This window comes from Shewanella sp. Iso12 (genome assembly GCF_012030025.1).
In the GTDB taxonomy this organism is placed as follows: Bacteria; Pseudomonadota; Gammaproteobacteria; order Enterobacterales; family Shewanellaceae; genus Shewanella; species Shewanella algae.
In genome coordinates this window covers 599855-620914 of sequence record NZ_JAAUHW010000001.1, presented here as the reverse complement: position 1 = coordinate 620914, position 21060 = coordinate 599855, and the positions used below count along the sequence as shown (strand labels likewise).

At 50.3% G+C, this 21060-nt stretch carries 15 protein-coding genes and 1 tRNA gene; 2 read left to right on the top strand and 14 right to left on the bottom strand.

All coding sequences use genetic code 11. From position 1 onward, the window contains the following. Nucleotides 1-142 precede the first annotated feature (142 nt). A complete protein-coding gene (gene pseB, locus HCX89_RS02755) occupies nucleotides 143-1138 on the top strand; it encodes a UDP-N-acetylglucosamine 4,6-dehydratase (inverting) (protein WP_109248431.1) in 996 nt (331 codons plus the stop codon). Then, a complete protein-coding gene (gene pseC, locus HCX89_RS02750; RefSeq protein ID WP_167714979.1) occupies nucleotides 1135-2298 on the top strand; it encodes a UDP-4-amino-4,6-dideoxy-N-acetyl-beta-L-altrosamine transaminase in 1164 nt (387 codons plus the stop codon). The genes pseB and pseC overlap by 4 nt, the downstream gene beginning before the upstream one ends. A gap of 109 nt (nucleotides 2299-2407) precedes the next feature. On the opposite strand, the gene HCX89_RS02745 is transcribed toward pseC, so the two are convergent. From HCX89_RS02745 to HCX89_RS02680, 14 genes are all read right to left on the bottom strand, one after another. Beyond that, entirely contained in the window at nucleotides 2408-4117 is a 1710-nt protein-coding gene (locus HCX89_RS02745) for an NTP transferase domain-containing protein (protein ID WP_167714977.1), read from the bottom strand. Then, on the bottom strand, nucleotides 4114-6069 hold the full coding sequence (locus HCX89_RS02740) for a glycoside hydrolase (RefSeq protein ID WP_167714975.1): 1956 nt from the start codon (nucleotides 6067-6069) through the stop codon (nucleotides 4114-4116). The genes HCX89_RS02745 and HCX89_RS02740 overlap by 4 nt, the downstream gene beginning before the upstream one ends. 40 nt (nucleotides 6070-6109) lie before the next feature. Next, complete coding sequence (locus HCX89_RS02735; RefSeq protein ID WP_167714973.1) at nucleotides 6110-7006, bottom strand: bifunctional 2-polyprenyl-6-hydroxyphenol methylase/3-demethylubiquinol 3-O-methyltransferase UbiG; 897 nt, start codon at nucleotides 7004-7006, stop codon at nucleotides 6110-6112. Nucleotides 7007-7019: 13 nt separating this feature from the next. Continuing rightward, the gene (locus HCX89_RS02730; RefSeq protein WP_167714971.1) at nucleotides 7020-8318 is read right to left on the bottom strand and encodes an ATP-grasp domain-containing protein; all 1299 of its coding nucleotides are present in this window, start codon (nucleotides 8316-8318) and stop codon (nucleotides 7020-7022) included. Then, nucleotides 8315-10123, bottom strand: a complete 1809-nt coding sequence (locus tag HCX89_RS02725) for a 1-deoxy-D-xylulose-5-phosphate synthase (RefSeq protein WP_167714968.1) — start codon at nucleotides 10121-10123, stop codon at nucleotides 8315-8317. The genes HCX89_RS02730 and HCX89_RS02725 overlap by 4 nt, the downstream gene beginning before the upstream one ends. 38 nt (nucleotides 10124-10161) lie before the next feature. Continuing rightward, complete coding sequence (locus HCX89_RS02720) at nucleotides 10162-10911, bottom strand: SDR family NAD(P)-dependent oxidoreductase (RefSeq protein WP_174839993.1); 750 nt, start codon at nucleotides 10909-10911, stop codon at nucleotides 10162-10164. Between the two features lie 9 nt (nucleotides 10912-10920). Then, the gene (locus HCX89_RS02715; protein ID WP_167714966.1) at nucleotides 10921-12147 is read right to left on the bottom strand and encodes a polysaccharide pyruvyl transferase family protein; all 1227 of its coding nucleotides are present in this window, start codon (nucleotides 12145-12147) and stop codon (nucleotides 10921-10923) included. A 68-nt stretch (nucleotides 12148-12215) separates the two neighbouring features. Continuing rightward, on the bottom strand, nucleotides 12216-13061 hold the full coding sequence (locus HCX89_RS02710) for an N-acetylneuraminate synthase family protein (protein ID WP_167714964.1): 846 nt from the start codon (nucleotides 13059-13061) through the stop codon (nucleotides 12216-12218). Nucleotides 13062-13123: 62 nt separating this feature from the next. Next, complete coding sequence (locus tag HCX89_RS02705; RefSeq protein ID WP_045282497.1) at nucleotides 13124-13369, bottom strand: hypothetical protein; 246 nt, start codon at nucleotides 13367-13369, stop codon at nucleotides 13124-13126. Further along, nucleotides 13366-14697: a motility associated factor glycosyltransferase family protein gene (locus tag HCX89_RS02700; protein ID WP_167714962.1), complete on the bottom strand. Its 1332-nt coding sequence runs from the start codon at nucleotides 14695-14697 to the stop codon at nucleotides 13366-13368. Before HCX89_RS02700 ends, HCX89_RS02705 begins: the two co-directional genes overlap by 4 nt. A 489-nt stretch (nucleotides 14698-15186) precedes the next feature. Continuing rightward, complete coding sequence (locus HCX89_RS02695) at nucleotides 15187-17517, bottom strand: leucine-rich repeat domain-containing protein (protein ID WP_167714960.1); 2331 nt, start codon at nucleotides 17515-17517, stop codon at nucleotides 15187-15189. A gap of 803 nt (nucleotides 17518-18320) precedes the next feature. Further along, nucleotides 18321-18665: a hypothetical protein gene (locus HCX89_RS02690; protein ID WP_167714958.1), complete on the bottom strand. Its 345-nt coding sequence runs from the start codon at nucleotides 18663-18665 to the stop codon at nucleotides 18321-18323. Between the two features lie 838 nt (nucleotides 18666-19503). After that, a tRNA-Arg gene (locus HCX89_RS02685) sits at nucleotides 19504-19579 on the bottom strand. A 55-nt stretch (nucleotides 19580-19634) separates the two neighbouring features. Continuing rightward, complete coding sequence (locus HCX89_RS02680; RefSeq protein WP_167714956.1) at nucleotides 19635-20792, bottom strand: flagellar assembly protein FlgT; 1158 nt, start codon at nucleotides 20790-20792, stop codon at nucleotides 19635-19637. Between the last annotated feature and the right edge of the window lie 268 nt (nucleotides 20793-21060).

Sequence of the window (21060 nt, the reverse complement as noted above, 5' to 3'; positions counted from 1 at the left end):
CAATGAAACCTATACTGTGCATACTTTAAGTTGTTGGTTAATAGCCTGGTTTGGCTCAGATTTTGTATATTGACCGGGATAAGAGGATGACGTAAAGCCATTCAGGTTTATCGTCAGCGTAAAGCAGAGGGCTGGATAATATATGTTCAACAACCAAACAATACTTATTACTGGTGGGACAGGTTCCTTCGGACAGAAATACACCAGAACTCTGCTGGCTCGCTACAAACCCAAGCGATTAATTATCTTTTCCCGTGATGAGCTCAAGCAGTTCGAGATGCAGCAACAGTTCAATGATCCCTGCATGCGATACTTTATCGGCGATGTGCGCGATAGTGATCGCTTGATGCAGGCGATGCAGGATGTGGACTATGTTATCCACGCTGCGGCGATGAAACAGGTGCCGGCTGCTGAATATAATCCTATGGAATGTATCAAGACCAATATTCACGGTGCCGAGAACGTAATTAAGGCAGCGATCAGCAATAAAGTGAAGAAAGTGATCGCGCTATCGACCGATAAGGCGGCCAGCCCAATCAACCTCTATGGTGCCACCAAATTGGCCTCCGATAAGCTGTTTATTGCTGCCAATAACATAGTCGGCAGCGGTAAGACTCGTTTTGCGGCGGTACGTTATGGCAATGTGGTGGGGTCCCGGGGCTCTGTGGTGCCTTTTTTCAAGAAGTTGATTGCCGATGGCGCTGAGTCCTTGCCGATAACCCATCCGGAGATGACCCGCTTTTGGATCACCCTGCAGCAAGGGGTGGATTTTGTGCTGAAGAACTTTGCGCGGATGCAGGGCGGAGAGATTTTTGTGCCCAAAATTCCCTCAGTGCGTATTACCGATCTGGCCAAGGCTTATGCTCCGCACTTGGAGCATGAGATTATAGGTATTCGTCCCGGCGAGAAAATGCACGAAATCATGTGCCCTGCCGATGACTCACATCATACCCTGGAGTTTGATGATCACTTTGTTATCACGCCGAGTATCCGTTTCTTCGGCCGGGAAACCGACTTTTGTACCAATGCCTTGGGAGAAAAGGGCCAGCCGGTAGCAATGGGATTTGAATATAACTCGGGAACCAACCCTCATTTCCTCGGTGGGGATGAGATAGTCAAACTGGATGCCGATGTATGATCCCATATGGCAAACAGGATATCAGCCGGGACGATATTGACGCTGTCGTTGAAGTTTTGCAATCCGACTGGTTGACTCAGGGCCCCAAGGTGCCGGCGTTTGAACAGGCGTTGTGTGACTATACTGGTGGCAAATTCGCCGTTGCGGTAAATAGTGCCACGTCGGCTTTGCATATTGCTTGCCTGGCACTCGATGTCGGGCCTGGCGACAGAGTGTGGACATCCCCCATTACCTTCGTGGCTTCTGCCAATTGTGCCTTGTACTGTGGCGCTGAAGTGGACTTTGTCGATGTCAATCCCGAATCCGGGAACATGTGCCCTGAGGCGTTAAAGGCCAAGCTGGAGCAGGCTAAACGAGAAGGTACTCTACCCAAGGTGGTTATTCCGGTTCATCTTTGTGGTCACAGCTGTGATATGGCGGCCATCGCCGAGCTGGGTAAAGCGTATGGATTCAAGATCATCGAAGATGCCTCCCATGGTATCGGTGGTTGTTATCAGGGGAATAAGCTTGGTAGCTGTGAGTTTTCGGACATCACGGTTTTCAGCTTTCATCCAGTCAAGGTAATTACCAGCGCCGAAGGCGGAATGGCACTGACCAAGAGTCAGTTATTGGCCGATAAGATGGCACTTTTTCGCAGTCATGGGATCAGTCGAGAGCCCAATACCCTATTGCGTCCAGACGAAGGCGACTGGTACTACGAGCAGCATACCCTGGGCTTCAATTACCGTATGACAGATCTGCAGGCGGCGCTGGGGCTTTCACAACTCCAGCGCTTGGATGAATTTGTCTGCAAGCGCAACCTACTGGCTACTTATTACAGCCAAGCGCTGGCAAAGTTGCCGGTTGTGAGTGTGGAGCCTTTACTAGGTAGCGTGAGTGCTCGTCATCTTTATATGATACGCCTCAAGGAGGCCGGGCGGCGCCGGGAGGTGTTCGATACCATGCGAGAGCGGGGCGTGCAGGTGCACGTACATTATTTTCCGGTGCACTTACAACCCTATTACCTCTCTCTTGGCTTCAAAGAAGGCGATTTCCCGGCTGCAGAGCAGTTTTATCAGGAGATATTGACTCTGCCTCTTTATCCGACCCTGGATGAAACCGCTCAGCAAAAGGTGCTTGATGAGTTGACCTCCAGCTTAAATACCAGGGCGGCGTCTTAAGCTACTGAATGTAAACTCGAAAATGTCAGCTTGGGACTGTCAGATTGTCAGACTGTCGTGCTGCCGTTTGCTTTACTCTTTGCGACTATTTTTGCCACTAGCTTTGTCGCTATTTTAGCAGCGAACTGATTTCAGCCATCAACTGCTTGATGCCGCCATGGTTGGCAAAGACCCTGGCGGCCTCTGTTTGCAAATTTTCGCGCACTTTGGCATCACTGAGCAACAGTTCCAGTTTGTGAATGGCATCAGAGAGCGAGTCGCTGATAAGGCAAGATTGCGTTTTCTCCAACAGTGCCAGCTCGGCGTCATCGCACAGATGCCTTGGCGGCAGCAGCAAAGTCGCCGCCCTTGCATAGATGGATTCAAACAGCGACAAGCCATAACAGCTCAGCACCACTTCGGATTCGGCAATCCATTGCTTGAGATTTTCCGGATTTTTAAGCACTTGGATATTACACCCGGCGGGCAATAGTGGCCTCGGTGCCAATGGCCCCTGGATCCAGACTATCGGCCAATCGGTATGCAGTTGACTCAGTAACCCAGGCAACGCTTGGCCATACCCCAGGGCATCGCTGCCGCCGGTCAATACCAAAATTTGAGGCTTCTTCGGCCTTTGGGGAAGGGGACTGAACAGGTAGTTTTGCCAGCCGGAAGATACCTTGGGATGTTGCAGTGAGGTATTGAAGCTGGGAATGAACAGCCAATCCAACTCAGGTAACAGCGGCGCCAGTTTGTCTATGCCGACAAGTTTGCATCCCTTGTGTCTTAGGTTTTGCAGCGCCTGCTTGATGGCAGGTAGAGCGATAAAATCCGGGTGGAGATCTAGTATGATCAGCGGGCTGGCATCGGCCTTCAACGCAGTAAGCCATTCCGCTTCTGTTTGATACCAAGTGACTTTTGCTGATGATGTCTGGGCGAGTGAGTTAGGTGTCGAGCCTTCGTAGAGCGCATGAACTTGGGCACCTATGGCCAGATACTCCTGCAAGGCATCGGCGATTAACTCGGCGCGCTTGAAGTGTCCCAGGCCGATCTCCGCTCCCAAGTGACAATAGATACAGGCCTTGGCGTATTGACGATCGGCGGCTTTTTGCTGCACATGGGCGTTGATGGCACTCAAGGCCGGGTCACTGAGCAGTTGCTCCTGAACCCAGGCGAGGCTAACGATAGAGTCTGCAGGATGCTCGGCGTACCAGCGGCGGTAGACCTCAGTCATGAAGCGGTAATCGGCCTGGGTATCGACAGAGATTCGCTGGTGGACTTTTGAATAGTCGCCGCTGTCGGGAATGCTCAAACGTTCGAGTATCGGGGTTAACTTATCCCCATAGCCTACGTGTTCTCTGGACATGGCACATTGACTGACCGACATCAATTTGTCCCAGCCTCGGCGGCTATAGAAGGCCATGCCTTCATGCATAGAAACAACGCCTGGGTTCAGTTCAATGCTGTCTTTCCCCGATGCCTTGAGCGCTTTCAGCCCATGGTCGATAAAGCCGGGATCTATCAGTGGACAATCACCGCAGACGTAGAGAATATAATCCGGATCTTGCCTTTGGATTATGCAATCAAGCCTTGCCATCAGGTCGTTGACATCGCCTTCATAGGGATGACATTCGACGCTATGTTCAGCAGCCCAATCTTGCAGTGGGCGGTTAAAGTCATCTGCGGTTGTGGCCAGTTCACAGTCATTTACTTCTTGGCATTGCATCAGTCTGCGCCAAATATGGCTAATCATGGGGTCGCCGGCCAGTGGCAATAAGTGTTTTCCCGCCAGACGACTGGAGTTGAGCCTGGCCCCGACAATGGCAAGTGTCTTGGTCATAGCGACTGTTCCTCTGTTTTGGGTGTTTCTGTTGCCGAAGGGGGAGAGGTTTGGCTAACTGGACTGATGCACAGCTCAAGGCTCAACAGTTGCCCGCCGGGTTTGAGGGTTTCATCGGCCTCAGCCAGCGAAAACCACAGCCGATTCAGATATTGTTCATCGATTTTTTTGCTGGAAATCATCGGCAAGGCGGCACAAAGCGCAGGGTTCCAGTCAATGCGAATGCCTCTTGCCCGGGTGCCAAAACAGATGGAGCCCGAGGTTGCCCCCAAGGCGCTGGATGAGGAGACTATCGAGGAGATTGGCGCGCCCTGATCCATGTCACTGGTTATCTGGAAATATTCATCCCTGTGGCCACCGAGGCGAGTTTGATACCAGGCCCGCTGCTCACAATCGAGTAGGGTCATAAAGCCCAAGCGTACCGAGGCTTCCGGGCGGCAGCTCTCTTCGAAATGAAAGCCGCTAAAGAGGCGCTCACCTTCGAGCCGATACCATTTTAATATCGCGCCGCTCTTGAGCGCTTGGCGGCAATAGATGATCAGGCAGCCGTCTTGCTCCCCCAACTGGTATTCCACCCGGTTGAGATCGGCCACTCTGTCGCGGTCGCGAAAACGCTCCAGCAGGAGATGATTGCTGTAAAAATCGACGCCATAGCTGATATGGTCGAAGTAGCCGTGTGATAGGGTACCGACAACCGCTTCAAAGTCATGGCTGGCAAAGGCCAGCGAATCAATCGCCAGACCGCGGTTGCCGTTGAGTCTCAGCCTGATGTCCGGGGTTTGCACCTCCAGCCTACGCCTGGCCTCATCATAATGAATGCAGATATCTTCGCGGGCTTGCCAGGGCGCAAATGTTGGCGCGGGCGAAGCCATCTTGGTTAATGCCAGCGCCTCGTAGCGCGCTTGGGTCAGGTGGGTCCTGAGATCGCTGGCCCAGAGGCGGCACAAGTTCCGCCAACTCTCATCGTCTGTATTGGGCTGCGCCTTAAGCTCGGCCAGCCTTTGGTAACAAAGGCTATTGAGATGGAGATCATTGCGGCCACTCAGCCCCCAACGGGTAATGTTGTATTTGGCCTGTTTTTTGACCGAAACCGGGTGCTGGGCATTGGTGAGTGCCAGAGGCGCTATGCCTTGCCAATGTTGCAGCAGCTTGGAGGGAAGGTTCCACTGGTAACCGTCCAGGTCATTGAGGGCCATGAACAACTGCGCTATGCGCTGCCATTCGCCGCTTATTGGCTCGGCTTCGGTATGGTAGCGCCCGGGACGGAAGTCAAATACCTCGGCGTCGCTGCCATAAACCGGAAATGCCACAGTGCCGGGGTTCAATACCTTGCGCAGATATTGCAGATAATCTTCCAGAGTTAGCTCGCCGTGAACATAGCGCTGGAATTTTTGAAAGGCGATGGCATGGTTCCAGATGACCTTGATCTGTCGGCCGCTGGCGCTCTTCAAAGATTGCGGCCGCATTAATCGCTCTCGTTGCCACTCTGGGTTATGGGAAAAGGGATTGTCCCACTCCACCACCACGGCTTCGAAGCCTTCATCTATGTAGATATCAAGCAAGCCGGCTGAAACCGCTTGTTCATTGAGATAGGCGAGTCTGGGGCTTATGCCCAACAGGCGCTGATAAGCCTCTTGACCCAGCCTCAGGTTGGCACAGTTGACCTCGGCCGGGATCAGCGGCCCAATGATTTGGCTGTCGCCACTGGCAACCAGCTCGCATTTTTGTTGCTCCAACAGTTCTTTGAAGCGAATGACCCAGGCCGGGTCTACCGCGTTGATACACTCGAGAGTATAAGCAGTTAGCTCAAGACCAACAGGTATGCCCCGCTCAGCCAATTGCAACAATGGCCAGTAGCAGCGTTTTACCACCTCAGAGTGCTGCTCTGTTTCAACGGAGGAAAACGCCAGGTTGAGGTGAAAAACCGTGTATAGTTTGCAGTTGACTGGCATCTTGTGGCCCGATAATGACTGGATATTGATGTTGTCTTGATTATTTTTGAGCGTAGATACAGATCTCTCTACCGAGATCCAGTTCAGCCAAGGCTTGATAGAGGCGGCGTTTCAAATCGTTTTTCCCGGCCGCGGCAAGCTTAGTCTCAAATCTGACCCTCTTATGATGACACTCTCGCCCCAAGGTATTGTTGCCGACATAGTTATCACCCATAAGCAGAAACATATCCAAAGGAAAACTGGTTTCTTTTTGTATGATACTAAACCCCTGCTTTTCCAGTAAGCCTTGAAGGCTACTCGGAGTGAAATAGTTCAGATGATGATCCGGGCAAACCCACCAAGGTTGATAATTGTCTATTTCCCTTAGGGTTTGTTGAAACGGGTTGTAATCATTGGGGGTGGTAATGCAGATTATCCCACCCTCGGCCAACATGCCGTACATGATTTGAATAAGTTCAATGGGGTTGGGCACATGTTCCAGTACCAAGCTGGCATGTATAACGTCAAAGGTTCCCAGTTGGTGGGCTGTGTCCCGGGTCAGGTAACCGACTGCTTGGTCAACTCCCATACTCTGAGCATAGGTAACGGCCTGCGGAGAAGGCTCAATGCCTTTTACTGCCCAGCCCCTGTTTTGACCGTATTTTAGGAAATAACCGGCGCCGGCGCCCACATCCAATAGATTTCTGCGACCTATAGGAAGATGTTGCTCAAAGGTGTCGTATCTGTCGGCATATTGCAGATTAAGCCAAGGTTCATCTTGTTGTTTTTGAACGAAATGAGTAGGTCTTTCGGTAACATAAAAGGCTTCCTTGTAGAACTTATCCAGTTCTTCGAAAGAGGGTAGTGGTGACACATGGGTAAAACCACAGACTTCACACTCTATGATGTCGTAGCCCTCTTTAGCGTCTATTTTGTGGCCGTAATGTGCAGAGGTCATGGGATATCCCTTTTCAGTCCTGGAGTTGAATCGATAATGGATGTTCTTGCATGGAAGTCGGGCGTCCAGAATACCAATAACCGTTGACTTTAAACCGGGTACGGCTGTAAGCCGCTTCTATCTGTTGTTCCAGCACTTCCTGTGATGGGGCCGTCAATACAAAAACGCCGCTGCGATTGGCATGGGATAGTATTTCCGGTAGTTGAGAGCCTATTTGAGGGTAGAACTCCAGTTTGTTACAGAATGCTTGTCCTTTGAGCCACTCCAGTCCTTCAACTGCCTGCAACTGGCCTTGAGGGAGAAAGAAATAACGGTTAGCAACCCAAAGCTGATGTTTTGGGGTCAGTTCTTTAAGGCTTACTGAATTACTCAATGCAATATCGATGACAGTCTCAACATAGTTTATGCCGCATGATAGCGGAACCAAGCTGGCGGAAAAATCCCCGCCACTGAGGCGAGCTGCCATTTCTATTACCATGGGGCCACGGCGGGGGCAGACAACTATGTCTCCCTTGGCTACGCCGGAGTCAATTCCAAGGGCCCTGGCAGCCCGTTCCGCCAAGGCTGATATCTGAGCTTGTGCTTCAGCGGATTGACGACTGGGCAACCATCCGCCGTTTTCCATGATATTTGGCCAAAAGCACTCCATACCTTCATAGGCTCTATCGGCAAAACCGGGCGTTGCAGTCTGATCGCCGTCGATAATACTTTCAGTGCTTATCTGTGGCCCATCGATAAACTCTTCCAGCAGAATTTCACCATTGAGCGAGAAGGACCTGGCATGAGCCAACGCTGATGCCACCTCTGCAGCATCTTGAATGATCCTCACCCCGCGAGAGCCAGCCCTGTCTGTCGGTTTAATGATCAGTTTGTCACAGCCCCACTGTTGCCAGAGTGCCAAGATGGCAGCTTCGCTGTCGATCAGGGCATAGCTGGGAACTGGGATCCCCATCTGTTCAAAGCGTTGTTTCATGGCGAACTTGTGGGATGCCCAGAGGCCTGTTTGTTGACTGGGACCTGGCCAGCCAAAGTGCTTGGCAATAGCGGCCACCAAGTGAGGGATATCGCTGCCCATGGTGGATACACCTGTCAGATTAACCCCGTCTGACAGTAATTGTTCACAGTAGCGGATTACCCGATCAACATTTGAAAAGTCGATGGGCTGTGAATAATCGGCTATCTGGAGTCCGGGTGCATCGGGATTGGCATCCACGGCTACAGTGACATAGCCCATACGCTGTGCCGTTTGGATCATGAATAGCTGATCAGAACCAGCACCTAGCACCAACAGGGCCTTTGCTGGTTGGGTCATAGTGCAATATTCCATCTGGCCAGGATTTGCCGGTAGACACTATCGGCGTCTATTTGGGTCATTTTTGCCAGTGACAGTTTGTCGCCGGCAGGCAATATGCCTTGCTCCAGCGCATTGACCAAAAGGTCGCAATTGAGGCGCTGATCTCTGATGAGCTGGTTGATGGCAACGCCAATACCGTTGTCCTTTTGCCCTTCTTCAAGGTTGATGACTTTGCCGTGTTGCCTTAGCAGCGGTAGCAGACTGGGCAGTGGCAGGGGTTTCAACCAACGCAGGTTGACTACCTGGAATTGCAGCTGCTGCTCATTAGCCAGCTTGTCCCTGAGGGCCATGGCCGTTTGTAGTTGGTTGGCTACGGCAATGATCAGACCATCCTTGCCTTGGCAGATCACCTCCACTTCGTCCAGGGGAGTTAGATCGGTCGGCAGGTAATCGGATTCATTATCTGGCACGGTTTCGTAGGGGTGCAGCACTATCATGGGGCCTTCAGCATGCTGAGCTCTGGCGTTTATGATAGCTTCCAGATCTCGGCCTGTGCCGGCATAGAAGATTTTCACGTCAGGCAGGCTGCGTAGCAGGCCGAAATCATAGATGCCGTGGTGGGTAGGGCCATCAAATCCGGCAAAACCCGAGCGAGCACTGACTACAGTCACAGGGTGCTGCGGAAAACACAGGTCATGGAACAGTTGGTCCCATGCTCTTTGCATAAAGGTGGATTGGAAACACATGAAGACTTTGTTGCCGGCCATGGCTAAACCGGCAGCCATGCCGACAGCATGCTGTTCCGCCATACCGACATCAATGGCACGATCGGGAAAGGCTTTCATCAAGGCCTCGACACCTGAGGCATAAGGGGTGGCTGGTGTTAGAGCATAGAGGCTGTCATCGGCAGCCATCTTTTTCATCAGTGTGTCGCCCACTATCCCCTGGAATGTTTTGCCTGTGAGGGTTGCCGCAACGCCGGCGCCGGTTTCTGGATCAAAGGGCATAGAGAAATGCAGTTTATAGGGGTGGTTATCTGCCAGCGCCAGTCCACGTCCTTTCTTTGTCTTTACATGGATAACTACTGGAGTGGAATGACTTGCCATAGTCCCTTTTTGCTTGGCTTCATCCATGCCTTGTAAAAGCTTGGATAGGTTATGGCCGTCGTCAATGGCGACGTAGCCAAATCCCATACCTTCAAACCAAGCGCGGCTTCGTTGTTGCCAATCTGGTGCCGAAAACAGTTTATGCAGTGCTCCCAGATTAGGAGGAATACTCATGCCGTTATCATTGATGACAATGTAGAGTGGTAACGGGTATTCGGCCGAAAAATTCAGTCCCTCAAAGGCCATGCCTTCTACCATGGAGCCGTCACCAATAAAGGCAATGATGCTGCCTCCCTGTCTCTGTTTCATCTTGCTATACGCCAGACCGCAGGCAATGGGAATTGCCGTGCCTGCATGAGAGGCTTCCATCAGGTCAAAGTCGCTTTCATGGTGGGAGACAAAGCGCGACATGCCGCCTATCTGGTTGAGGCTGGCGAAGGATGACATTCTGCCGGTAAGCAGTTTATGGGTATAGCCCTGATGGCCCACATCAAACAGAATCGCGTCACAGTCTTTGTCTTCGAGGGGGCGAATATCGAAGGCGTGATGCAGGGCGATAGTCAGCTCAATTACGCCCAGATTGGCACCTATATGACCACCGGTTTTGCTGATATTGGATATCAGAAATTGCCGTATTTCTGTTGCTAAAGATTCTAACTCATTCAGTCCCAAATCTTTTATGTCGGCAGGCACTCTTAGTGTTTCCAGAATAGCCATGATGTTAGTTTCTCCCTTAGATTTGAAATAGTTGTGAGTTAGCCTAGATAAGCGCCGCCGCTGACGCTGAGTACTTGTCCGGTAATATAGTTTTGTTCATCAGAGGCCAGAAACACGCAAGTAGCAGCAACATCTTTGAGCTCTCCGGCACGTTTAACCAGAGTCATATCGATAATTTTTTGTCCGGCCGGACTGGCCAGCTCATCAGCTGTTTGTTCGGTCAACATTATTCCAGGTGCAATCGCATTAACCATAATATTGTGTTCCGCACCATAACGAGCCAAAACCTTGGTTAGGCTATTCAGCCCGGCTTTAGACACCGCATAATGAACAGTTTTGGGGCCATGATACTGACCCGCCACTGAGGAAATATTAATGATACGGCCGAAATTCTGGGACTTCATATGAGGAAAAACCTCTTGGCAACAGATAAATGGCCCCTTTAAGTTGGTGTCCATTATCAGGTCCCAGTCGTCGTCTGTAATTTCGTCAAACCAACCTCGCTTGTTTATACCTGCATTATTTACCAAGATATCTATTTTGCCGAAGGCGTCCAAGGTGGAGGAAAACAGCCTCTGAATATCAGCTCGTTTAGATACATCTGCTTGTATAACAATAGCTTGAGCACCGATAGACTCTACTTGTTCTTTGACTTCTTGCGCTGCCAGGAAGTTGTCCCGGTAGTTGATCACAACATGGGCTCCTTCTTTGGCAAACTGAACGGCGATAGCCCGCCCAATCCCACGAGAGCTACCGGTAATGATGGCAACTTGATTTTTTAACCGCATAATTTTCCCTTAAGATGAAGCTTCCAAACAATCAACCGCCAACTCTGAGTAGGTGAGGATATCTTTACACCCCTGTTCTACTTTTGTGATTCGGTTTTGCTTAATCTTTTGCTGATTTTCAACTAATTGATTGGTTAGCTTTTTAAGCTTCTGGAGGCTCATTTGATTTGGTGCCAACACATATTCCTCCTCATTCAAGTATTCCATAAATGAGGCTACTTTGGGGTTATAGTCAATGGCAATGGAAGGTACTCCCTGAATAGCACTGCAAACATTGGCATGCAGGCGGGTCGCTATAGCAAAGTTGGCCCCAACATAGGCTGCACAAGTTTGATAAACATCTAGTGCTTGTTCAACTAAAACAACCTTGGTTTGATGGGCCATAAGATCGTGAATCTGTCTGGCAACAACACGATCGTCTTCCTGTGGATTCCCGTGTTGGTAAATTTGCTGTGGAATGAATACCACTGTTTTGCCAAGCTCTTCCACCAAATAGTCGGCAAATGCCGCGAGCGTTTGCTGGTAAAGGAGATTGTCTTCTGGTGACTGAGGTAGATAGCGGACACTGATGGCAACAAATCCAGGTTCAATAGCCAGAGGGTTATTGGCGATTTGTTCCTTCGCATTGAATAAGCCCATTACGGCATCTGGCAGTACCTTGGCTTCACCTTTGTAGCCGAGAGCTTTGAGGTTATGTAAGCTCAAGGGATCTCTCAAGGTAATACAATCAGCAATAGTTGAGGAAAAGTAGCTTAATTTTTGTCCGTAACAACTACTGAGTGGCCCTACAGAAATACCGTACCACATTACGGGGACGGCATTCATTCTTGCCATTATTGAAAGCACGCTGAAATAAGGTACTGGTCCTCGAAAGAGTTCAATGGCGTAATCTACCAAGAAGTTTCCTGCACCCAGAACCAGTAAGTCAGCGGTTGCTATCTCGCCAAATAGTTCATTCAATACCTGGGTATCATCATCATAATTAAATCCTTGAAACCATTTCCCCAAGCTTTCTGCCTTGGTTTCATACTCAAGATTCTTTACGCTGCGAAGCCCGTAAATACTATAATCCTGATCTAAGTGGCGGCTTAATACTACTCCTTCAAAATCTCCAAATTGCTGACGTAGCTGGTCTATCAATACCACCAAGGCTGCATCATCGCCGTGACTGTAGATACCATAGGCTCCGGCAAAAATGATTTTTTTGCGACGAGATGTAGTGGAGTGGGGTTTCATATGGTTTTCCTATATCAACAAGAGGCAGCACCTCAGTTGTTTAATCCTGTCAGTAACAATTGCGTTAGTTATCTAAGGTGTTTCAGCGGCCGCAAACCATCGCTGGGGTCGGCGCGCCAGTCGCGATCCGGCGCTTCGCTAGGGGCCAGCAATTTGTCGCTCTGACCGTCGATAAGCTCGGCTTCGCGGCATTCGGCGATCACCGGCTGCATCTGCTGGGGTAGCCAGCAGTGCCCTGCGGCGTATTCGGCGCCCTGTTCATCCAGGTCGATATGAAATTCCACGCAATCGGCCTGCCAGCGGCCAACGGCGCGGCGAATCACTGCCGCTGATACGCTGTGATCAGACCAACCCACTTTAACTCCATAGCGCTCGCGAAAAGCGCCAATTACCGCCAGGTTGCAGTCGGATTTAGGCGTCGGGTAGGCTGATACGCAGTGCAGCAGGGTGATATCGCGGCAACCTGAGTCTTTCAACACAGAGATAGCGTGATCAACTTCGTCGAAGTTGGCCATGCCGGCAGAAATGACCACGGGTTTTCCTGTCTTGGCACAGGCGATCAGCAGTTCATCCCACAGTAGCTCGTAAGAGGCGATTTTGTAGAAATCGACATAGGGTTCAAGTTCTTTGACAGCATCGAGATAAAAAGGCGTGCAGGAAAACGCAATGCCGTGGCTATCGCAGCAGCGTTTCAACTGTGGCAGAAAACTGACTGGCAGTTCCCAATCCTTGCGCTTTCTGTGCATTTCGCTCTTTTCGAGGATCTCGGGGGCGAACAGCTGATCAATTTTAAATAGCTGAAACTTGACGGCGTCACAGCCGATGGCCGCCGCAGACGCGATAAAATCAAAGCAGCGTTCCAGATCCCTGTGATGATTGCTGGATACTTCGGCAATAAAAAGCGTATGTTTCATCAGTTTCTTCCGCTTGGGTGATTCAAGTGCTTTATCGGCACTGAAAGAGTATTCCTGAGTGCTTAGGCCAGTAAAGGCACGAGTTCATATTCCAGGGTGTCGGCCAGCCCCAGCCAGTCATGGCGTTGTTGCGAGGCCAACATGCCGGGCACCAGTTGCAACGCTTCGTTTGGCAGCTGTTGCTGTTCCAGTCGTGCTTGCATCTGCTCTATGCAATCTTTCAGCCGCCCGGAGGCCTCTGCTTCTTTGCCAAGCCTGAACGCGGTGGCCGTGTCGAGCAGCTGTTGTGCCAATGAATCTTGGATCATGGTTTCAACTCCTTGTATTGGCAACCTTTAATTCGGGCGCCTGAGAGGCTGGTTTGATAAAACCTGACATGAGGCCGCTTGGCTATGTAGGTTTCCAGGTTTCGCAGGTAAGCCCTGAGGTTGAGATCGGTTGCCACCCTTTGACCATGGCCATCCAGCACCCAATGGCTGGCATTTTGCATTCTGTGTGTGGTGTTTTTTACCCAAGTTTGGGTCATTTTATCCTCAGTAGTCTTGGCAAAGTCATCCCAAAAGGCGTGGCTCTTGTTGTGGCAATAGCAAAAGTCGCAGCCCAGCAGGGTAATTTCCCGTCCGCCCAGTAGTACTGCCAGATCTATCGCCGGGTGGATCACGCTGCCGTTGGTGTAAAGGCGAGTCTTGGGTATCTCTTTAACCAACGCATCATAAAGCGGGCTATTGCCATAGGCGTTAAACCTGGGGCCTCTCCAACCATTGAGGATTTCGGGGGCGACCCGGGGATAATAAGCCAGTGCTATCCCTTCGCTGAGTGCCAAAGGCAGGTGGTATTCGCCGACAAGTCCATCGATGCAAACCACTATGTCGGGGCGGATATTGTGGTGCAGCAAGCCCTTCATGGCGGTGTCGGCGCAGATAATCAGCGGCCTTTGCCGCTGCGTTTGCAACTTGGCCAGGTAATCGTAATGTTCTTCCAGCGAAGGCCCGGCGCCTATGACCAGGGCCTTATGACTGTGAACCTGCCGCTTAAGCTCAATCACATCGGGGTCATGCAGCAGAAAAGGGCGATTGTCCTGCAGGCGCTTGATTATTGCAGGGTCGGTCGCCTGATGGCGGCGGTTGATATAAGGCAGATTTTGCTCGAGCACCAAGAGATCCCTGAGCCTGGCATTTTCATCACTGCAGAGTTCAAGGTCGGCTATCAGGGCGATATAAGGCTGGGTCACTTTAAGTTGTTCCGGCTGCAGCTCCAGGGTGACGGCCGGATGGCTCAACCATTCGGATTGATCTGTGTAGCTGAGTACCAGAGCGAAAATGGCCGGGTTGAGAACATTTACCGTCAGCTTGGTGATGGCGGGATTATCCAACAATACGCTGGGTACATCGCCCATTCCTACGCCATAGAGACTGACCGCGGTCGCGCCGGCTGGCAGGGTATCAATATACAGTCTGGCTTCTGCCAAACGGTTGTGACGGCTGCTGAGCTGAATGCCATCGACACTGATGGTCTGATTTTGCCCTGTCACCAAGGCCGCATCCAGGCTGCCGGGCGCTTGTTGTTTGAGTATTGCCCCCGCCAGTGGCCATCTGGACTGGATGATTTGCAAATTGGCTGCAAACAGCTCTGTCATGGAGGTTTCCTCGTTGAAGATGGGCTGTGTCAAAACCCAGATTGTAACCCCCGCCTGGCAGACGATAGGATTCTGACTCTAAAGTTTAAATAATACAGTACCTTGGTACTTAGCGTTTGCCAAAGTCTTAATCTGTACCAGAGAGCATAGCTTCAAATACCCGGCTCATTTTAAGGCGGTAAGCACCTTGTTGTATGCCAAGAAGATGGAAGCTTAATGGCCCTGGCCAAACGGGATTTCCCCTCAATCGGCCTATTAGGGCACATAACACAGCATCTGGCGGCTCAATGCACAGGCCTTCGAGTGCCGACAGGCGTTTACCGGCTGTAATCCCTTGCGCTTTACCCACCTGGCAACCGCTTGTCAAAAAAATGGCTTTGATGACTCCATGGCGCTTCAGTGCAGCAAATCGCGTTCCAGTTTGTAAACCTTTTACGAGTTTAAGTCTTACTGGGGCGCTGAGTGGCTCTGTTGAATCGACCTAATAACTTAATCGTCGAGATACTTGGTCTGCTCGGTGTAATTCGGGGTCAGCAAGTTTTGATACAGCTTGGGGTTCATGTTGAAACCGCTGAATTTGCTTATGGTGTAGCAAAGGACTTTCAGCTTGAGCTTTCTGAAGCTGGGAGGGATAGGTTTAAGGAATTTGCAGCAATCGATACTCAAGCGTTCCAGCTTCTCAAGCGCCAACATGGATTCGGGCAGAGACTCAGTGACAAAGTCCTCCAGAGATAAAGTATCCAACTCGGTAAACTCACCGATAAAATCAGGGATAACCTTGATATCGCCGCCTCTCAGAGAAAGCCGTTTTAACGGTAGTGCCTTAAGCTCTATGGGGAAATGATCCAGGCTCTTGTGCATTCCCATCAGTTTAAGGTGATGCAAGCGGGTATATTTCATCAGGGCCTTGGTGGCCTCCAGACCAAACTCATAACACAGGGCCAGTTTCAAGGTTTCCAATGCCGGCGCATCGAATGAGGCCAGGGTTTTAAGATCACTGCGTGAAATCAACAGGGTTTTCAGCCGTGGCAGCGAAACATTGGCAGGGAAATTGTCGAATTTGTTGAGTTTAACTGTCTCAAGCTTGGGGCTACTCGTTAGCAATGGGCCAAGGGTAACGACGTCTGTATTGTCCAGCTCCAGCGAGGTCAACTGGGTAACGGCGGGGCAATTCAAACCAGGTAAAGTCTCCCTTTGGTCTGCGTATCCATCCTCAAGCTCAGTCTCAACTTGGGCCGGGTCAATATTGAGCGACGCTAGATTGGGGCAATGCATTAATAGATCGGCAATTTTAGCTGTCGCCAGTCTAGTGGTGATGGAGGTGAGTCGCTCTGGCTGAGGCAGGTATTGAGACAGCTCTTCCCCCGTGTCCGGCGTGTCATCGTCAGGGTAGTATTTCATCACAGCTGTAGAAATATTGCTGAACAGCTGCCGTTCGTTGTCCACCGGGCAATGGCTTAGAATGAGTTCATCCAGGGTTAGTCTCTCGGTTGGTGCAATAAGGCGATGACAGCGGTCGATTTCCAGCTTTTTGATGTTTCGTGGCAACAATGACGCATCTATGGTGAGTTTTTGACCGTTCATTATGCTGAGGCTGTCCAGCGCCGCTATCTTTTTAAACGACTCGGGGATGGTTTCCGAGTTGGTCGAATTAAAACTAAGATTTTTAAGGCTTTGACATAGAGGTAGTTCATCCCAGAAGCCGTCGTCGCCGAAATCTGCCCCCCAGATGCTCTCCAGTTGCGAAAACGCCCCAAAAGGGAAGCGAATGCCGGTTAAGTCTCTGGCATAACCTAGGTGCAACTCTTTGAGATTAGGAAAACATGCAGCATGCTCACAGATCAATGCCAACAGTTTCTTTTCTTGGATTTTAAGCCGGGTTATATCTTCATATATCTTTGGGGCAAAGCGGATATCTATGCCATTAGTGAAAGATGTTTTTTGATTGCCAAGCACCGTATTGGCATGGATTGAACTCAATAACGGGTTCTTCCATAGTGTCAGCTTATTGAGGTTGGCTAAGGTCAGTTGCTCATCAATAGATGCAAGTTGGGGACAGCATGAGATTTTTAAGTGTTGCAGCTGTGGCAGCTTATCCAAGTTAGTGCCAAGGCGTTGTAAATCCGGGACAAACGCCAAATCAATCTTGGTCAATCCCGCCGGTAAATCAAACAGCTCGGCGCCGCAGATAGGGGTATCGTACCAGGTTAGGCTGCTGAGGTTTGTCAGTTGGCGAAAATCAAGATCCAGACTTTCCAGCGGCACTGAGTCAATTTTAAACTCTTGCAGTTTCTTTAGCTTTTCAATGCTCTTGGGCAGTGTCTTGTAATCGCCTTCAATGTTGAGCTTTTCAAGCAATGGCAGGTTACCGATACTTTCCGGCAACTGCCGTCCACAAAAGGGCACTTCTTCGATAGCCAGAAAAGTCACCGAGGGGAAACGCGCCAACAGCTCGGGGCGCTCGCAGAGTGCCTCCAGTGGCTGACTGGCTCGAATATCTATGATGGTATGTCCAAGCCTGGCATAGAGGTAATCGACATCCAGCTCGGCCGATAGGCTGGCATATTCGCAAAGGACACAGAAGACATCTCTCATATCAGGCTCTTTCTCGCCTTTAATCAGTTTCTTGCGGCACTTGAAGGCATTCTGAATATCCTGGCTCGCATGCTGTTTCAGCAGTTGGCGGATCTCTTTCACGCAGTCGGTATCTGCGCTGCATTTGCCAATCAAGAAAAGGTCGTTGATGAATTTCTCAGGAAAGCCGTCACTGTTTTTAACAGCATTAAAGTAGTCGGGGAGGGATTCTATAAATTGGGACATAATATAAACAACTTATTGTAGGGTATGGTTATTAGCCAGTTGGCCGCTGCAGATGCTTAACGCCGTAGTTTTATCGTTCTGATTAACTTGGGCTTAGAGGGACACAGGCCCCGGATTTGGCTAGATTTGCTGTCGATAGTGCGCCAGAAGGTGTGGAACGAGATGGATTGCAAGATGCCCGGTAAAGTGCATCGAAAAGTGCACCGAATATGACATCAAAATTTACAGATGGAGGCGCAGCATAAGATGCCGCGCAATGCGAAGAGCTGACTAATTCCATTTACCGATTTTCCTTCCCGTTACCACAAAAGTGGCCCGCACTCAAGCTTGCTACCGGATTTTACAAGAGTTGAAGGCCCTGTACAATCAATGGGATAGATATAGGCCAGTAATACTGGAATGATGTTTATGCAGATAACAGCCTTACAGGCGGTGTGACCGAAAAATCCAGTCAGGGCAGCTTCTAGGACCGGATAACTGAAAGAGCGGGACTGCGGGCGAAGGCAAGGACAAAAGTGTCACCATTCATAATCTCCGTCGGTCGATCACCAGTTGAAGCGTGATGCGCGGTGGCTGATGTTGAAACCACGGGCAAATCACCAGTAAGCTTTCAGGCCACTGTGACATTAGCATTAACGCCTGCACCTATGCTTACTTGGATATTGAGCAGGTCAGGCGAGAGCTTGGGATCACTACTGCGGCATTGTTGGGGAGGAAGGAAACAAATGTAAGTCGAGTCAAAAGATTGGCTGACGAAATAAAGCAGCTCTCTGAAATGGAAAAAGAGAACTGCTTTGCATGATTTAGGCTAGATCAGAACGGAATGCTTCTTTCCACTGATAAGGGAAGCCCGAAAATATTGGCACACTCTTGTCTGCTTCAATGAAAACGACAATTCGACTTTGTTTCGATAAGTCTTTAAAAGTTAGATATACCCCTTCAAAAATTTCAACTCGTTCATTTTCCGGAAGAAATTTAGGGGGAGACAACCAAAGACTGCCTTCTGCACGGCCTGGTTTAGGGGTTGAAACGACAGCCGTACAATCGCCATTTTCTCGGTTGATATGCTCAACCATGAACCAACTTTTACCAACAGTAATAGGTTTTTTGAGAGCGGTCTTTTTGATGCATTTTGAGAGTTTTTTCATTTTCCATCTCCTGTTGAGTTAATAGTATAGGGATGGAGCTTAACGGCCAATCCTAGGCCAAGCGTTAATAAGACTACTTTATGAATAATGATAAATCAACTTAATAAATGAGCTGTGAGTGGTGGTAACTCATATACTTGTCAATACTAAGGTGAAGACGATAAGTTCATACGCTGTTCTAACGATTGATCCAGTGGAAATTCTCAAGTGCAATGGGTTCACAGCGAGTCACGGGATCTGACCTTTCCCCGAGATTAGTACCAATCTCGGGGAAAGGTCAGATCGCCTGTGCGAAAAGGACCGTTCTCGGATGTCCTGTCCTTCACGGCATTCGAGCTTCCTGCCCATCCGCACCGCAGGTGATGGGTTACCACGTGTTTGGCAGTTAAGTCTGAGTTTATTCGTCACGACTTGAATAAAAGCAATGATATTCGCCTTGTCAGCGGCCTAAAGTCTTGGAGCAAGTGCATCCCCATGCACAACGGCCAGGTCGCCATCCCCGACACGCGCTCGAAAGCATATTGCTGCGCAACACTTGCCATGTCACAGGATCGCCTGTGCGAAAAGGACCGTTCTCGGACGTCCTGTCCTTCACGGCATTCGAGCTTCCTGCCCATCCGTACCGCAGGTGATGGGATGTTGCTTAGTGGGAAGCTAAATCCAAGTTGGTTGGCTACTTTGGGCTTTAAAGCCAAGATGACCACATCACCAACTCAACGTTTTCCCAAAAGAAAACTATCAGAGAACAAAATCATTAATTTGAAGCGCCTGAATCGGCAGGTGGATGGGTTCTAAAAGAAGCTTGAGACTTGTGTAAGCAGGCACAAGAGGAAAATGCTGGTCTCCCCACAGGGACTCGAACCCCGATCGGTCGCTTAGGAGGCGACTGCTCTATCCTGTTGAGCTATAGGGAGACGCCAGTGATTATACTGGTTTTCACCCGGATGAAAAGGCTTTGGATTTAATTGCTTAAATCTTAATCGCGATGTCATTCACCTGAATGTTGAGGGCGGCATTTTCACCGCTGAGCACTGCGGTGGCACTTTCCTCTGTGACTTGATCTATGGTGATTTTCGCCCGGGTTTCTCCGGCCACGGCGCGCATCTGGTTCATGCGGTCGGGCAGGTTTTGTTGCAGCACGATTTGGAACTGATCGCCAACGCGGATGCCGTTGCGTCGCCCCAGGTTGAGTATCACTCTATCTTGTTGACGCACTACTATCTGTGCCAGCAGCGGTCTGCAGGCCAGGGCCATATCGATATCTTTACTGGCATTGGCCAGCACCTTATCTATGGCCTGCCCATAACTGGCACGCCAGAATCTGTCGCTGTTGGGGGCGACGGATTCATTTTTGGCAAACTCCCAGGGTGCGGAAATGCTGTAGTTCTGATACCAGATCTGCTCGCCGCTGATCCCATGATAGAGGCTGAGCTGCAGCTGAAACAGTCGCTGAGGCTCGCTGTCCCACAGGCCCATAAAGCCGGATTCGGCCGGTTCGGTGGAGATATCAATGACTTGCGGCAGCAACAGATACTGGCTGTCGGTAATTTCACTTATCCAAGTCGGCAAACGGTAACCACGGATATTGATAAGTTCTTCTTTGATATCCAGCCGCTCTTTGGCGTGCAGGTGGGCAAAACTGGTGGAGGATTGTTTATCCAGCGTTGCCGCTATCCGCTCGGACAGGCTTCGCTGGAAATTTTCCAACTGACCATAACGCAGTTGGCTTCTGTCCTTAATACTGGCCTGTGGCACCAGGATAGCGGCCTTGATGGCTGAGCTTTGGCACTTGTTATCCGGGCCATCGAGAATATCGAGCCGCATAACCACCTTGAGCTTGTCTCCCTGGCGCATTTCGCTGACCAGTTCGACGCTGCTTATCTGCGCCTGACTGGAAAGGCTGAAATCGTTTTGGGTCAAGAGCCCCTGGCTGACACTCTGGGTAGACTGAAAACTGCCGCCACGGGAGAGCAGAGCCATGTTGATGGCGTTGTCCATTGCCGCTTCCCGTGCCTGGGTCAAATTGCCATTGATTATTTTGGCTTCACCTCGGGCCTCGGTCCACTCTGCCATGGCGTTCAGGCTGATGCCCAGCAGCGGCAGCAAGAGCAAGGGGCGCAATCTCATAAGACGGTTCCTCAAAATAGGAGTCAGGGTGACGGAATTTTGCCGCCACTTAAACTGGTACCGTTTGCTATTCAAATTTTATGCCAGCGCCATCCATTCACAGCTGATGCAGAGCAGTTTGCGACCATGACTAAAGCGCGGCAAGAGTTTGCCGATAAGGGAACAGAGAATATAAGTTCCCATTGCCCGCCAGTGGGTAAATTGAAGGGGCAAATGAAGGTGTGGGTAATGAAAAGGCGTAGATAAGCCCTTTAAACATCTTCGTAAA

Coding starts and splice junctions, on each gene's coding strand:
- pseB (WP_109248431.1), top strand. CDS start 143: ATGTTCAACAACCAAACAATACTTATTACTGGTGGGACAGGTTCCTTC.
- pseC (WP_167714979.1), top strand. CDS start 1,135: ATGATCCCATATGGCAAACAGGATATCAGCCGGGACGATATTGACGCT.
- HCX89_RS02745 (WP_167714977.1), bottom strand. CDS start 4,117: ATGACCAAGACACTTGCCATTGTCGGGGCCAGGCTCAACTCCAGTCGT.
- HCX89_RS02740 (WP_167714975.1), bottom strand. CDS start 6,069: ATGCCAGTCAACTGCAAACTATACACGGTTTTTCACCTCAACCTGGCG.
- HCX89_RS02735 (WP_167714973.1), bottom strand. CDS start 7,006: ATGACCTCTGCACATTACGGCCACAAAATAGACGCTAAAGAGGGCTAC.
- HCX89_RS02730 (WP_167714971.1), bottom strand. CDS start 8,318: ATGACCCAACCAGCAAAGGCCCTGTTGGTGCTAGGTGCTGGTTCTGAT.
- HCX89_RS02725 (WP_167714968.1), bottom strand. CDS start 10,123: ATGGCTATTCTGGAAACACTAAGAGTGCCTGCCGACATAAAAGATTTG.
- HCX89_RS02720 (WP_174839993.1), bottom strand. CDS start 10,911: ATGCGGTTAAAAAATCAAGTTGCCATCATTACCGGTAGCTCTCGTGGG.
- HCX89_RS02715 (WP_167714966.1), bottom strand. CDS start 12,147: ATGAAACCCCACTCCACTACATCTCGTCGCAAAAAAATCATTTTTGCC.
- HCX89_RS02710 (WP_167714964.1), bottom strand. CDS start 13,061: ATGAAACATACGCTTTTTATTGCCGAAGTATCCAGCAATCATCACAGG.
- HCX89_RS02705 (WP_045282497.1), bottom strand. CDS start 13,369: ATGATCCAAGATTCATTGGCACAACAGCTGCTCGACACGGCCACCGCG.
- HCX89_RS02700 (WP_167714962.1), bottom strand. CDS start 14,697: ATGACAGAGCTGTTTGCAGCCAATTTGCAAATCATCCAGTCCAGATGG.
- HCX89_RS02695 (WP_167714960.1), bottom strand. CDS start 17,517: ATGTCCCAATTTATAGAATCCCTCCCCGACTACTTTAATGCTGTTAAA.
- HCX89_RS02690 (WP_167714958.1), bottom strand. CDS start 18,665: ATGAAAAAACTCTCAAAATGCATCAAAAAGACCGCTCTCAAAAAACCT.
- HCX89_RS02680 (WP_167714956.1), bottom strand. CDS start 20,792: ATGAGATTGCGCCCCTTGCTCTTGCTGCCGCTGCTGGGCATCAGCCTG.